The sequence below is a fragment of the Dictyobacter halimunensis genome, assembly GCF_036245075.1.
This window is the reverse complement of sequence record NZ_BSRI01000001.1, coordinates 2,160,648-2,173,658: the sequence shown is the minus strand read 5'-3', so window position 1 is coordinate 2,173,658 and position 13,011 is coordinate 2,160,648. Positions and strand designations below refer to the sequence as shown.

General features: G+C 55.0%; 10 protein-coding genes. 5 read left to right on the top strand and 5 right to left on the bottom strand.

Annotated elements, in window-relative coordinates:
- Positions 1-50: 50 nt before the first annotated feature.
- Both AABA21_RS08640 and AABA21_RS08635 read left to right on the top strand, forming a co-directional pair.
- Positions 51-500 carry an FAD-binding protein gene (locus tag AABA21_RS08640; RefSeq protein WP_338248842.1) on the top strand — a complete coding sequence of 150 codons (450 nt, stop codon included), beginning with the start codon at positions 51-53 and terminating at the stop codon, positions 498-500.
- Positions 488-1,135 carry a UDP-N-acetylmuramate dehydrogenase gene (locus AABA21_RS08635; RefSeq protein ID WP_338248840.1) on the top strand — a complete coding sequence of 216 codons (648 nt, stop codon included), beginning with the start codon at positions 488-490 and terminating at the stop codon, positions 1,133-1,135. The genes AABA21_RS08640 and AABA21_RS08635 overlap by 13 nt, the downstream gene beginning before the upstream one ends.
- 44 nt (positions 1,136-1,179) lie before the next feature.
- Here AABA21_RS08635 and AABA21_RS08630 read toward each other — a convergent pair whose 3' ends face one another.
- Positions 1,180-3,426: an ArnT family glycosyltransferase gene (locus tag AABA21_RS08630; RefSeq protein ID WP_338248838.1), complete on the bottom strand. Its 2,247-nt coding sequence runs from the start codon at positions 3,424-3,426 to the stop codon at positions 1,180-1,182.
- A 541-nt stretch (positions 3,427-3,967) separates the two neighbouring features.
- Between AABA21_RS08630 and AABA21_RS08625 the strand changes: the two genes are divergently transcribed.
- Complete coding sequence (locus AABA21_RS08625) at positions 3,968-6,799, top strand: LuxR C-terminal-related transcriptional regulator (RefSeq protein ID WP_338248836.1); 2,832 nt, start codon at positions 3,968-3,970, stop codon at positions 6,797-6,799.
- Between the two features lie 9 nt (positions 6,800-6,808).
- On the opposite strand, the gene AABA21_RS08620 is transcribed toward AABA21_RS08625, so the two are convergent.
- The 3 genes from AABA21_RS08620 to AABA21_RS08610 all read right to left on the bottom strand — a co-directional run bounded on the left by AABA21_RS08620 (position 6,809) and on the right by AABA21_RS08610 (position 8,891).
- The gene (locus tag AABA21_RS08620) at positions 6,809-7,141 is read right to left on the bottom strand and encodes an AzlD domain-containing protein (RefSeq protein ID WP_338248834.1); all 333 of its coding nucleotides are present in this window, start codon (positions 7,139-7,141) and stop codon (positions 6,809-6,811) included.
- A 17-nt stretch (positions 7,142-7,158) separates the two neighbouring features.
- The gene (locus AABA21_RS08615; RefSeq protein ID WP_338248832.1) at positions 7,159-7,857 is read right to left on the bottom strand and encodes an AzlC family ABC transporter permease; all 699 of its coding nucleotides are present in this window, start codon (positions 7,855-7,857) and stop codon (positions 7,159-7,161) included.
- Between the two features lie 203 nt (positions 7,858-8,060).
- Positions 8,061-8,891, bottom strand: a complete 831-nt coding sequence (locus AABA21_RS08610; RefSeq protein WP_338248830.1) for an AraC family transcriptional regulator — start codon at positions 8,889-8,891, stop codon at positions 8,061-8,063.
- 508 nt (positions 8,892-9,399) lie between these two features.
- On the opposite strand from AABA21_RS08610, the gene atpD reads away from it, so the two are divergent.
- The gene (atpD, locus tag AABA21_RS08605) at positions 9,400-10,809 is read left to right on the top strand and encodes a F0F1 ATP synthase subunit beta (RefSeq protein ID WP_338248828.1); all 1,410 of its coding nucleotides are present in this window, start codon (positions 9,400-9,402) and stop codon (positions 10,807-10,809) included.
- A 30-nt stretch (positions 10,810-10,839) separates the two neighbouring features.
- Here atpD and AABA21_RS08600 read toward each other — a convergent pair whose 3' ends face one another.
- On the bottom strand, positions 10,840-11,649 hold the full coding sequence (locus tag AABA21_RS08600) for an AAC(3) family N-acetyltransferase (protein ID WP_338248826.1): 810 nt from the start codon (positions 11,647-11,649) through the stop codon (positions 10,840-10,842).
- 473 nt (positions 11,650-12,122) lie between these two features.
- Between AABA21_RS08600 and AABA21_RS08595 the strand changes: the two genes are divergently transcribed.
- Positions 12,123-13,007: a TrmB family transcriptional regulator gene (locus tag AABA21_RS08595; protein ID WP_338251012.1), complete on the top strand. Its 885-nt coding sequence runs from the start codon at positions 12,123-12,125 to the stop codon at positions 13,005-13,007.
- Positions 13,008-13,011 lie beyond the last annotated feature (4 nt).

Genomic DNA, 13,011 nt, shown 5'->3' with positions numbered 1-13,011 from the left:
ATTTTACCGATGTGGTTTATAGGTTTATATATAAAAGGGAGCTGGGTTACATGCAAGATATGACACCTCATAACAACTACCCGGCGGGCAACGTACCGCTGTTTGACCTGGCACATAGCGCGGCCTTTAAGGCGGATATGGTCTATCAGCATTTGCAGAAGCGTTTCGGGTCGCGGGTGCACCGAGATGAGCCGCTCGCGCCACATAGCGCCTTTGGAGTTGGGGGAACGGCCGACATCTGGGTTACGGTAGAGTCGCGAGACGAACTGATCGGGCTGGTTAACCTGTGCGCTGAAGAGCACTGGCCCCTGCTGCTCATTGGTAATGGTTCAAATATTATTTTTACCGATGCCGGTGTGCGCGGTATTGTGGCCAGGATGGCGGGTCATGAGTATCAGATCAATAAGGAGCCCGACGGCAAGGTCATTTTGAATGTGAGCGCGGGCTCAAACTGGCCGCGCATCGCCCATGAACTGGCTCCACTGGGTTGGGGGGTGTAGAGTTTGGGATCGGCATTCCTGGTACGTTAGGCGGCGGCATCGTCAGCAATGCGGGCGCTCACAACCACGATCTGGGCGAAGTATTGGAATCGATCGATGTTCTGGATGCTCGTGGCTGTAACCTCGAAGGGGACGCGCTCTCCCTCCCTCTCAGACGCCATTACACCAGGGAGGAACTGGATCTTAGCTATCGCTATAGTCGCTTCCGTGCTGGACATGAAAGCGTATTTGATGAGCAGGGCAATATCCTGTCGGTTCCACATCGCCTGATCGAGCCAGCGGAAATAGTAATGACGCTAGGCATCCAACTATACCACGAGGAGCCCCAGCGGCTAGAAGAGAAGCTCAGGCAATATCAGCAGGAGCGCAAGGAACATGAGCCGCTACACAATCACACTGGCTCCATCTTCAAAGATCCTCTCGGCCAGCCGGCCAGCCAGCTGATAGAGCAGGTGGGCATGAAGGGACTTCGCATGGGTCCGGTCCAGGTCTCGGATCGCAATGCCAATTATATCGTCAATAATGGCGGAGCTACAACCAGCGATATTCTGAATGTAATCAAAGAGATGCACCGCCGCGTCCAAGAGAAATTCAACGTCAATCTGGAGCTCAACGTAGAGTTGCATGGTCAATAAATCAAACATAGAAAACGGTACAGCGGAAACCGCTGTACCGTTTTCTATGTTTGATCTGTGACCGAAAATGGGATCGTGCCTGTCCCATCTGCCGTTTGTAAAGAGATATGTGGTCCATTGACGACATCAAAGGTAACCATCTTGAGAGCACCATGATCATAATGCTGCGGTGTCGTGACGAACTTCTCAATCTCCATGCTGAGATGTTGTGGCTCAGGGCCGTTAAACGCGACTAACGGGATGAGCTCATCGCCGGACCAGTTTCTTGACAAACTACAGGATGGTGCGCTATTAGCACCATAGGTATTGCGAAAGTCACGCGCCATTAACCCCAGATTCTCCGGTACCTGAAAGCGATAATTATAGCTCTTACGTGGCTCAGGAACCGTCGAGTTCTGTATCTTCCAACGCGTCACCAGCGTGTGTGGATTGCCATCTCCCGCTGATACGACATCCGCCTGCTGTGAAAGTAATTGCAGACCCTCGCTCAAGTGTAGAGCGGGCTGCGATTCTGGCTTCGCGCTCAGGACATACATCTTGAGGGGCGCACCTCCTGGATGTTGGATTGTATCAACCGACGTTATGGTCGTATAACGCTTCAATAAGGCATCGATGTCTGGCCGGTTGGGATCGGTAACATACACCACCGGACCACTCGCTACATCGGGGATCGTCAGGCACTGAGCCGCATCAGTGACAGAGATTGGCGTATGCGCGAATTGTGCCAGGTACGTTACCGAAGGGACATCGTCCCCATGAATATTGATGTAGACACGCGAAAGCTGATGTTGTTGCGCCAGCTGGTCGGATTGGTGCACGATCCGCTGCATGGTTGCCAGATCAAAATATTGCGGAAAGGCATACGTATTATCGAAATTGCCGCGCGCATGATCAATCAACCAGCCGGCACTTCCAGCCGTTTGTACGAGAACAATCAAGCCGACAAGCACGTAGAAGCCCGACCTTAGCGGCCACTGCCAGGAAATACGCAGGTGGCGCACCCACTGAATTATCCTTGCCAGCAAGAGCCCGATGAGGATAAAAGGGCCGGGCAAAAGATAGATCAGATAGTGGATATAAATATAAACATTTGACGAGTGACGCAGCAGAAGCAGGACTGTTCCTTGCCAGACCAGCAAAAGGAGCAATCCATGGCGTTGTGGTGAGTGCCACAGATTTTTCCACCAGCCCATCAATCCAGGTTGTTTCTGAGCAGAGCCGAATGGCCAGAGGATCAGTACAGCCGCCATCAACCATGCACCCACAAGCAACACACTCATCAGGAGACTCTCTGGCTGGCTCAATTGCGCGATCAGTTGTAGTGGTGTGTTCAGCAAGATAGAATGCGCATTACTGGGAATGAGATGTGTATCAGCGCTTTGGTGTGATGGCATAACGCTATAGAATTGGTTGCGCACAAAAGAATGAATCCACGTATCATACATTAATAGCGCATCTTTGCTAAAAACAGGGGGCTTAGTAGCTACACGGAACAAATCAACAATATCTTGATAATGTCGGCGACGTTCCAGGTAGAGATAGGGCGCGAAGAGCAACAGGAGTCCCAGAACCGTTAATGGCAGCTCGCGCCAGCGAATCGTTTTGAAGGCCAGGACCAGCGCCACCAGAAAAGGGATGGCGAGATAGACCGCAGTAGAATGGAGCTGATACATCGCCGCGAGCAGCAAGACCGCCGGGGCAAACCAATACGGCTTCCTCTGTACCACTCCCCGAAACAGCAGGAACAGCAACAAAACCGATAAGAGCGGCAACAGATCCGGCTGCCAGATATCGCGGCTGAAGATAATGACATTGACCGCCGTCGCGTACAACAGAGCCGAAATCGTCCCGGCAAGCCGTCCATAATAGCGCCGCACAAACAGATACGTCAATATCACCGCCGCACTATTACAGAGCGCAATAAGAATATTTCCAGCGACAGGATCAGCAGTAATAGCAGCAGGAAGCATCATGATATAGATAAACAGAGGTGGAATCAATGGACCCGTCGACGATCGGTTGCCGCTAATGGGCCATAATCCGTGCGCCACCGCGTCATGAGCCATCTGATAAAACGTATTGTGGTCAGTCATATATTGAGCAGTATCAATACGATAGAGTCGTAATCCAACTGCTAATAAAACAATAAGATAGAACTCCCAACTCATCCACCAGGCCGGTGCTTGCTTGCGACGAGCGGCATTGACGTGATCTGGTGGAAGCCCTTCTTCCTCTATCAGTTTTTCAGGAACATGTACGTGAGAGGAAAGGTACATCCTATCCCTATCCATTCATAATACCTCTCTTCAAAAAAATACCAAAAAGCGACATCAGTATACTTTCTTTCTTTATTTATGTCTATCTCTTTTATGTTTATGTCTAGTAGTACTAGTGCTTTTTTGTCAAACTTCGTTTGATGGATTGTTGCATGCACGCTGTATGGAAAGGACTGCTCACAGAGATGTTTTTTGTATTTCATATAAAAAATGTTCGATCGTACCCCTCATAACTTCATTGTCATAATGGGTACGATCGAACATCAAATCCCGGATGCAAGTCATGTAGCTTGGAGGGCACACAATTCGCTTCCAGAAGGCAAAGATAAAACAAGATGAGTACCGTATTAGACGCACGGAGAAAGATTCCAGTGGGCTAAATCTCTTGTTCCATCTTAAGCGATTATAGCCCGTGTCAATCACGACACCCTCACACTTCAGCTTAAACACATCACAATTCGATCACAGCGGCATGCATACGTTGTCATGACCTGTTAAAATAGGAATGATAGTTGAGTATAGAACGGCCGCGCCCCCGGACTGCAGCAAGGATAAGATGATGAACCAGCACAATCCATCTCACAGAGTCCAGACACACCGCTACTTACCCGCTCAGATGAATACGACGATCGGCCGTGACGCTGATATGCTCCAGGCGACTTCATTACTGCGCAACGAACACATACGCCTGCTGACCTTGACCGGCCCCGGTGGCGTGGGCAAGACGCGTCTGGCCCTGGAGATCGGCCGGCAGATGCGCGCGTTCTTTTCTGAAGAGGTCTTTTTTGTACAGCTGGCCCCGCTGCGCGATCATACGTTCGTGCTCCCCACCATCGCGCGATCCATCGGCATCGAAGAGACGGGCCAATACTCTATCAGCGACGAGCTCCAGGCATATCTACACAACAAGCACATGCTGCTGATAGTGGACAACTTTGAGCATGTGATGGCGGCCAACATCGCCATCGCCGATCTGCTGGCGGCTGCCCCTGATCTCAAAATTCTGGCAACCAGCCGCGAAGCCCTGCACATCTATGGCGAGCATGAGTTCGAGGTCCTCCCACTGGCGTTGCCCGCGACCAACCAACAGCAGGAGATAGAACTAGACGAACCATCAGACGCCATGCGGCTGTTTGTAGAGCGCGCGCAGGCCATTAAACCCGGCTTCACCCTCAAACAAGACAACATCCAGACCATCGCGGAGATCTGTATTCAACTAGATGGCCTGCCGCTGGCCATTGAACTGGCCGCCGCCCGCTGCAAGCTATTGAGTTTGCAGGAACTGCTTGAACGTTTGCATAGCCGTCTGCGCACATTAGTCGGTGGCGCACGCAACCTCTCGCCACGCCAGCAGACCCTGCGCGCCACGCTGGACTGGAGCTATAATCTACTGAATGAAGAGGAGAGATACTTTTTTCGGCAGCTCGGCATCTTGACGGGCAACTGGACGCTGGAAGCCGCAACGGCCATCGCCCGGTCTGAAGCGGTATTTGAAGAAGACACGCTAATCCTGCTCGGTTCGCTGGTCGACAAGAGCCTGGTGCGCGTCGCCGACGATACGGGGCCAGAGACCCGCTTCAGCCTGCTCGAAACGATTCGTGAGTACGCGCTGGACTGCCTGAAACAGAACCGGGAACTGCTCGAGGCCCAGAAGCGTCACGCGCGCTTCTTCACAGCGCTGGTCGAGCGCTGCGAGCCATACCTGTATGGCAACGAACAGCCACTATGGCTGGCCCGACTCGATCTTGAGGCGGCCAACATCTGGCTGGCGCTGCGCCGGGTCATTGATCAGCTCGAAGTCGATATTGCGCAGCAACTGGCCAGCAATCTCGGTCGTTTCCTGCAATTGCGCGGTTCCTTAAATGAGAGCTACAGCTGGCTAGAAGAGGTTATCGCCATATCTTCTAGCACGCAGCCCAACCACTTTCTGGCCCGCATCTACTATAGCGCGGGCACCATGGCCCACCTGCACGGGAACCTGGCCCTGGCTCGCAGCAGATTAGAGGAGTGCAACCGCATAGCCGCCCAGACTGGTGACATACGCACCCACGCCCTGGCGCAGGGAGCGCTGGCCCTGCTCGATCTACACCGGGGTCACTACGAACGCGCGCGCCAGCTGGCGGAAGACAGCCTGGAGACGCTACGCGACTCATCCGACATCTGGTGTCGCGGCATGCTCTATAGCATCTGCGGCAATATCGCCAGCCAGCAAAGCGATTTTACCGCCGCCCAGGTGCGCTACGCCTTGAGTCTACGCCTCTTACGCCAGGCCGGAGATATCCGCAGTCAGGCCGATGTTCTGATCAACGTAGGCGACGTCATGAGTCAGCGCAGCAAATTGATTACCGCCGTCTTCCTCTATCAGAAAGGTCTGCCGCTCTATCAACAACTCAATGATCGCTGGGGCCAGGTGGTCTGCCTGAGCAGTATCGGGAACGCGCTACGCCTGCGCGGTGACTACGAGGGAGCGCAGCAGGCGCTGAACGCCTGCCTGGGGCTGGCGACGGCCCTGGGTACCAGGCGTGAACGGGCCAATGCTTTGCTGGGACTGGGCAAGCTAGACATCAGTACCGGCTCCCTCGCGCGAGCCAGCCAGCGCCTCAAAGAAAGTCTGCACATCACCCGAGAGATAAACTATCCCTCCGGCATCGTAGCCGTCCTGAGCAGTCTCGGCGACCTGGCCCGCCTGAACGGCCAGTATGATGACGCCCGCGCCCACTATGAAGAGAGTATGAGTATGATGGCCGGCATGGGCAACCAGGTCTCTAAGATCTCCATCTTCTACGGGCTGGGATGCGTGGCACTGGCAAAACAAGATTACGAGCAGGCAGGCATAGAGATTCGCAAGGCGCTACACCACGCATTTCAGCACGGGGACTTGCTCGGCATGGCCATCGCTCTGGAAGGATTCGCCCAGATATGCCAGCAGGTAGACCTGCCTGAACGCGCCGTCCAATTTCTGGGTACCGCATCTATCCTGCGCGAAGGGGTGTCCGCCCCCATCGAGAAAGTACACCAGGCCAGCTATACGGAACAGATAGATAGCTATAAGAAAAACATCAGCGAAAAAGCATTCAGCGAAAACTGGAGCGTTGGCCGCAACATGAGTCTGCCCCAGACCCTGGGCATGATCGCCAACATCCACCTGCACAAAAAGCACGAAGCGGTTGCGGAAAAATCCAGGGCGGCCTATCCCGCGGGACTAACGACACGCGAAGTAGATGTCCTGCGGCTCCTGGCCGAAGGACTGACTGATGTACTGATCGCGCAGAAGCTGGTCCTGAGTCCACGCACCGTCAACACCCATCTACGCTCAATCTATGCCAAGCTCGGCGTCACCTCACGCACGGCCGCCAGCCGCTTCGCCTTCGAACACAAATTGGTTTAGAGAAGCGATTCAATGATGCAAAACCAACATTTGTAAGATGAGCAAGCAGGCCATGCCGCCGCCGATGGTGAGCAAGACGTTTTTGGTGCGCCAGGCGATCAGGATGGCGAGGATGCCAGAGATGAGGCGAGCATTGCTTAGCGATATATCCAGCGAGCCGGTCGGGAAAAAGAGCGTGGGCGCGATGAGCGCCGAGAGGACCGCGATCGGCACGAAGCGCAAAGCCTGCTGAACAATGGGTGCGACCTGCATCTTACCCATGAAAACGATAAATGACAGGCGAGTAGCCAGGGTTAACAAGCCGATAATGATGATAGTGATCCAGAGCCATTGCTGTGACATATCCAGTTCCTTGCTTGCTATAGCGATGTTCTTCTCTTCAACTCCAGGATGAGGCCGACCGCGATGCCAACCAGGGCAGCGACCGCGATCCCCAGTTTCAAGGGCAAGGCGATGACGAGCAGCGCGGTCAGCGCGGCGGCCAGCGCAGAAGCTGTGCTCACGCGGTCTTTAAGCGCTGGCACAACCAGGGCGATAAACGTCAATGTAGAGGTGAAATCAAGCGACCAGCTCGCCGGGATATGTCCGCCAAGGAAGATGCCCGCGGCGGTGCTCAGTTGCCAGGTTGTCCACAGAGCCAGTCCGGCCCCCAGGAAATACAGGTGCTTCCGCCCGTCGTCGCCCGGCTTCTGATAATGCAAGATGGTCACCGCGTACGCCTCATCGGTCAGCAGGTATGCCAGCAGCCACTTCCAGAGCATGTGAAGCCTGTGCGTATAGGGAGAGACCGACGCGCTATAGAGCACATGGCGGATATTCACGATAAAGGCGGTCAGGATCACAACCAGCGCGGGCGTGCCGGCCGCGATGAGTTGAGCGATCACAAATTGTGCCGAGCCTGCGAAGACGATGCACGACATGGCCTGCGCGATGCTCGCCGGGATGCCCGCACTGATCGCCGACACCCCATAGATCATCCCAAAGGGGACCACGCCGAGTAAGATTGGCAGTTCGTCCCTGACCCCGTGTAGGAACTCAAAATGTGATACTTTTTTCATGGAGCCATTATAGAGAATAAAAACGGCGCCCGTCTTGTCTGATATTGCTATTTTTCTTACTCTCGTCTTACAGGGGTACATGAGCGCTCCCGCACGCGCGTCCGCTACGCGGCCGCACTGTTTTTTGTGTTGGTGGGTGGGGTGCGCGAATGCGCACCCCACCCACCAACACAAAAGATTAAGGCACACTCTTAAATTAAAGATTATGAATGGAGGATTGAGCCGTAGAGCCCTGGGGGGACACCAACGATGCGTTTAAAGTTTTTGGTAAAGTGGCTCTGGTCGGCAAAGCCTACGGTGATGGCGGTGTCCACACAGGATACACCGACGCTTAACAAAGACTTCGCGTGGCATATGCGTGTCTGGATCTGATAGGCATGAGGAGGCAGGCCGACCTGATCTCGAAATGAGCGCAGCAGGTGGAATGGACTGAGGCAGGCGATCGCGGCCAGCTGGTCGAGCGAGATATTCTCGGCGTAGTTTTCTTCAAGGTAGGAACGAACGCGCTGTATGCCCATATGCTCTTTGGTGAACAGGCGTGGGCGCGGATGATCATCGGCGTAGCGCAAAATCAGGCGCGCGAGGGTCCACAACATCCGCGATTCCCGCTCAAGAGTCGACGCGTGTTCTTCCAGAGCTCGATGAGTAAGAGAGATTTCGGCTCCCAGGTCAGGATCATGCACCACCGGTTCGGTGAAGAAGGGGATATCGCGTGACCGGCCAGTAAGATCAGAAACCGCCTGTTGTAAAAGCTCGGTTGATGGATAGAGCATCCTGTAGGTCCAGCCATGCTCGGCCGCCGCCGAACCGGTATGCACCTCACCAGGATTGATAAACACAATGCTCCCGACCGGCGCTACATGCTGACGTCTCCGATACGCGAACTGCTCCGCCCCCTGCTCAATGACTCCAATCGCATAACCCTCATGGGTATGGGGAGCAAACGAATGCCTGACATAGGTCGCGTGAAGCAGTTCAAGGTTACTTAAGGTGGCATCTTGCCAGAATTTCACATATTCATGCTCACGGGGCATGTGTTTCTCCTTCCATCACATAGCCGCAATTGGATCGATGATATTCAATCATAGAATATGCGGCCCGCATGAAAAATGCAATGGTGGTCATCAAGTGCCATGCATTTTTTTGCGAAAAGCAACCGAGACAAAACAAAGAAACGTACACGTAGGTTCGGCCCTTGCGGCCGATTGCCGCGCAGCGGCCCCGTACGCCGTCGCAGACGTTTCTTCCAAGACACGAGCGTTCCCAGAAAAGGATGCATCAAGAGATGGTCCACGCTTGCGTTGATCGACGCTTGCAAGAAACGATATCACCGTTGGTGGAACGTGCTCGCCCGGGACCGGTCGATTCGCGACAAAGTCGAGGCAAACCCAACACCTACGTTATTTTGCCTACCTCTCAGGACTCAATATCCCATTTTCTACACCCCCAAAACTACGTTATATAAGTCATATGCGGCCCTCCTTTTTTCGGTACAGTAGGGACAGAAGAAAAAAGTGAAGAGAGCCATGAAGGAGGCAGCATATGGCAGTGGTGTCATATCCAATCGGAAAAATTGTGCAGGTATTGGGCGCGGTCGTCGATATCGAATTTGAGGCCGCCGAGATGCCAAAGATCTATGATGAGCTGCGCTTAAAGCAACCAGACATCGAGCAGGCGCTGGCGTTTGAGGTCGAGCAGCATCTGGGCAATAACTGGGTGCGCTGTATCGCGCTGGGAGCGACGGATGGCTTGCAGCGAGGGGCCGAGGTCATCAGCATGGGGCATCCCATTTCGGTGCCGGTAGGACCTCAGACGCAGGGGCGCATCTTCAACGTGCTGGGACAGACCGTCGACAACGGTGAGCCGATCACCGATGCGCCGCTCTGGCCCATCCACCGCGAAGCGCCCATTTTAGAGGACCAGACCATCAAGGCAGAGATCCTCGAAACCGGCATCAAAATTATCGATCTGATCTGCCCCTTCGTCAAAGGCGGCAAGATCGGCGCCTTCGGCGGTGCTGGCGTCGGCAAAACGGTGATTATTCAAGAGCTCATCAACAACATTGGAAAACAGCACCAGGGCAACAGCGTCTTTGTCGGCGTCGGAGAGCGCACGCGCGAGGGCAACGAGCTCTATCACGAAATGATCGAACGCGGCGTCATCGATCGCGTCTCGATGGTCTATGGGCAAATGAACGAACCGCCGGGATCACGGCTGCGCGTCGCCCTGACGGGTCTGACCATGGCAGAATACTTCCGCGACGCAGAGCACAAAGACGTGCTGCTCTTCATCGACAACATCTTCCGCTTCTCGCAGGCCGGCGCCGAGGTCTCGGCGCTGCTTGGGCGGATGCCATCGGCGGTAGGCTATCAGCCCAACCTGGCGGAAGAGATGGGGGATCTGCAGGAACGCATCACCAGCACCGCGGACGGTTCGATCACCTCGCTGCAGGCCGTCTTCGTACCAGCGGACGACTACACCGATCCCGCCCCGGCCACAACCTTCGCCCACCTGGACGCCAACGTCTCGCTGGAACGCTCCCTGTTTGAGCAAGGGCTCTATCCAGCCATAGATCCCCTGGCATCAACCAGCCGCATCATGGATCCCAGCGTGGTAGGCGAGGAACACTATAACACCGCGCGCGACGTACAGCGATTACTGCAGCGCTATCGTGAGTTGCAGGACATCATCAACATCATGGGAGTCGAAGAGCTCTCGGACGAAGACAAGCTCACGGTCACACGCGCCCGCAAGATGCAGCGCTTCCTGACGCAACCACTCAGCGTCGCCCAGATTTTCACCAATATGGAGGGGCGCTACGTCACGATCGCCGAAACGCTGCGCGGGGCCAGGGCGATCATGGCCGGTGAGCACGACGATATTCCTGAGAGCTTGTTCTATATGGTCGGAGGTATCGATGAGGTCGTAGAACGCTGGAACGAACAGCGGTAACCCGGCAAACGACTAGAGCGCCGCGCGGAATTACAATCCTCGCTGGCGCTTTAGCCACGCGGCCGCGAAGTCGACGGCGGGCCGCTGCTGAAAAAGACGGCAAGGCGCCTGCCCGACACTGCCACACAACACCTGCCGGGTCTGCTCAAAATCCAGGCCGATGGCCGGAAAGATATCGGCATCAAGCTCGATATCTTTAAAGCGCTTCCAGATACGCCGATCATTTTCGATGATCGGAGCACCCAGCGTCACCTCTTGCGCGCCTGGAATGCGATACTCAGCCAGGTGGAAAGTGGTATTGCTATCGTAGCCAACCCCAAGCAACAATGCCCAGCCATTCAGCTCATACATGCGTGCCAGGGGCGACCGCTCGCCCAGACCATATTCCAGTCCATGATCGTCAATAATCTGACGGGCATGCCGGCCCCAGGCCGCGAACGAAACCTGCGGATGATTGCTGCGCAGCACACCGGGATAGGTCCGAAACGCCTCCACGACAACACCCATCTTATAGGATGGCGTCACCTCGGGCCGAAAGGCCGGCATCGCCTCATAGATAATATCCCACCAGGGCTGCGGCACCGGCGGATGCTGCCAGTTGGCCGGATCAGAATAATTGCCGGTCTGCGTCGGCATCACCAGGGTACCCGCATCCGTAACAACATCCATCAATGCCTCCACCAGCGCCACCGGTCCCCCGCAGACCCAACCCAAAGAACTCAACGATGAATGGACCAGCACCGTCATCCCCGGCCGCAACCCCAATTCCCGCAAATCGTGGGCCAGGCTCTCACGCGTACACAGCCTGGCGCTCTCCCTCACAACCTTCTCCTCAGACATAAACCCATTATCCCCTTTCTATTCACAACCTGAACAGACTACCACCCATCGCACGCAAAAGCAACAGTCTTTTGTTGGTTGGTGCGGCAGGAGCGCATTCGCACTCCTGCCGCACCAACCAACAAAATCTGTCAAATTATGTTAACGTATGGAGTGCGCGAATGCGCTCCTGCCGCACCAACCAACAAAATCTGTCAAATTATGTTAACGTATGGAGTGCGCGAATGCGCTCCTGCCGCACCAACCAACAAAATCTGTCAAATTATGTTAACGTATGGAGTGCGCAAATGCGCACTCCATACGTTAACATAAAAAATCACTGCGGCCGCGTAGCGGACGCCCGTGCGGGGACGCTCACGCCCGGTAAAAAGTGTGTCTGACACTCTCTAACTCTTGACAATTGGGGAGCCGATTATTATAGTAGTAGTTGGAGCTACTACTAATGTAAGAGAAAGAAGGAGAGGGTTGTGACGATGTCGACCGTTGAGGAGATGAAGCATCTCGGATTTACCGGCGCCGAAGCACAGATCTATATCTTCTTGCTCCAGCACCCACTCTCGACGGGCTATGAGATCAGCAAGGGGGCTGGATTGCCCAGAGCCAATACCTACCAGGCCCTTGAAACTCTGACCGCCAAGGAACGTGTTACAGCTGTTAGCGCTGACCCGGTGCGCTACGCGCCCGTCTCACCGGCACGGCTGCTGAAGCGCATTGAGGAGGAGACCGCCCAACGCTGCCAGAGCCTGGAGCAGCAGCTGACCGCGCTGGAGCAGCCAGATAACGTAGGACACTTCTGGGAGCTCAATGAGTACAGTCGGATTGAGGCGCGTCTGCGCGAACTGATCACATCGGCCCGGCAGCGGATCGCGGCCAGTCTCTGGGCCGAGGACCTCGACCGTCTGAGCGACGTCTTACAGCAGGCGCGAGACCGGGGCTGCACGATAATTCTGAACTTATTTGGTGAGGCCAGCGCCGATTACGCCATGATCTATCAGCACGAGGGACCCGAAAAGGTAGTAGGAGGCCATGTAATCGCGCTGGCAATCGACTTCGAAGAGGCTCTGGTCGCTTCGCTGGATGCTCCGGCCACCGGCGTCGTCACCCAGAACCGCACCATGGTTCGCATGGTGGAAAAATTCATTCGCGACGAAGCCTACCTGGCGGCCATCTATGAGCAGCTCTCGCCCGAGCTAGAGGCCACCTTTGGTCCGCATATGGTCAATCTGCGCCGCAGCCTGCTGCCCGCGCAGGACGCCGAACAGCTCGTCGCTATCGCAACCATGGGATCGCAACCAATCAACCTACCATCAAATTTACATACATCAACGCGAGATGCCTTGCATCTTGGAGAGGAGTAGCCGT

Coding starts and splice junctions, on each gene's coding strand:
- AABA21_RS08615 (WP_338248832.1), bottom strand. CDS start 7,857: ATGAAAAAAGTATCACATTTTGAGTTCCTACACGGGGTCAGGGACGAA.
- AABA21_RS08620 (WP_338248834.1), bottom strand. CDS start 7,141: ATGTCACAGCAATGGCTCTGGATCACTATCATCATTATCGGCTTGTTA.
- atpD (WP_338248828.1), top strand. CDS start 9,400: ATGGCAGTGGTGTCATATCCAATCGGAAAAATTGTGCAGGTATTGGGC.
- AABA21_RS08600 (WP_338248826.1), bottom strand. CDS start 11,649: ATGTCTGAGGAGAAGGTTGTGAGGGAGAGCGCCAGGCTGTGTACGCGT.
- AABA21_RS08625 (WP_338248836.1), top strand. CDS start 3,968: ATGATGAACCAGCACAATCCATCTCACAGAGTCCAGACACACCGCTAC.
- AABA21_RS08640 (WP_338248842.1), top strand. CDS start 51: ATGCAAGATATGACACCTCATAACAACTACCCGGCGGGCAACGTACCG.
- AABA21_RS08595 (WP_338251012.1), top strand. CDS start 12,123: ATGTCGACCGTTGAGGAGATGAAGCATCTCGGATTTACCGGCGCCGAA.
- AABA21_RS08610 (WP_338248830.1), bottom strand. CDS start 8,891: ATGCCCCGTGAGCATGAATATGTGAAATTCTGGCAAGATGCCACCTTA.
- AABA21_RS08630 (WP_338248838.1), bottom strand. CDS start 3,426: ATGGATAGGGATAGGATGTACCTTTCCTCTCACGTACATGTTCCTGAA.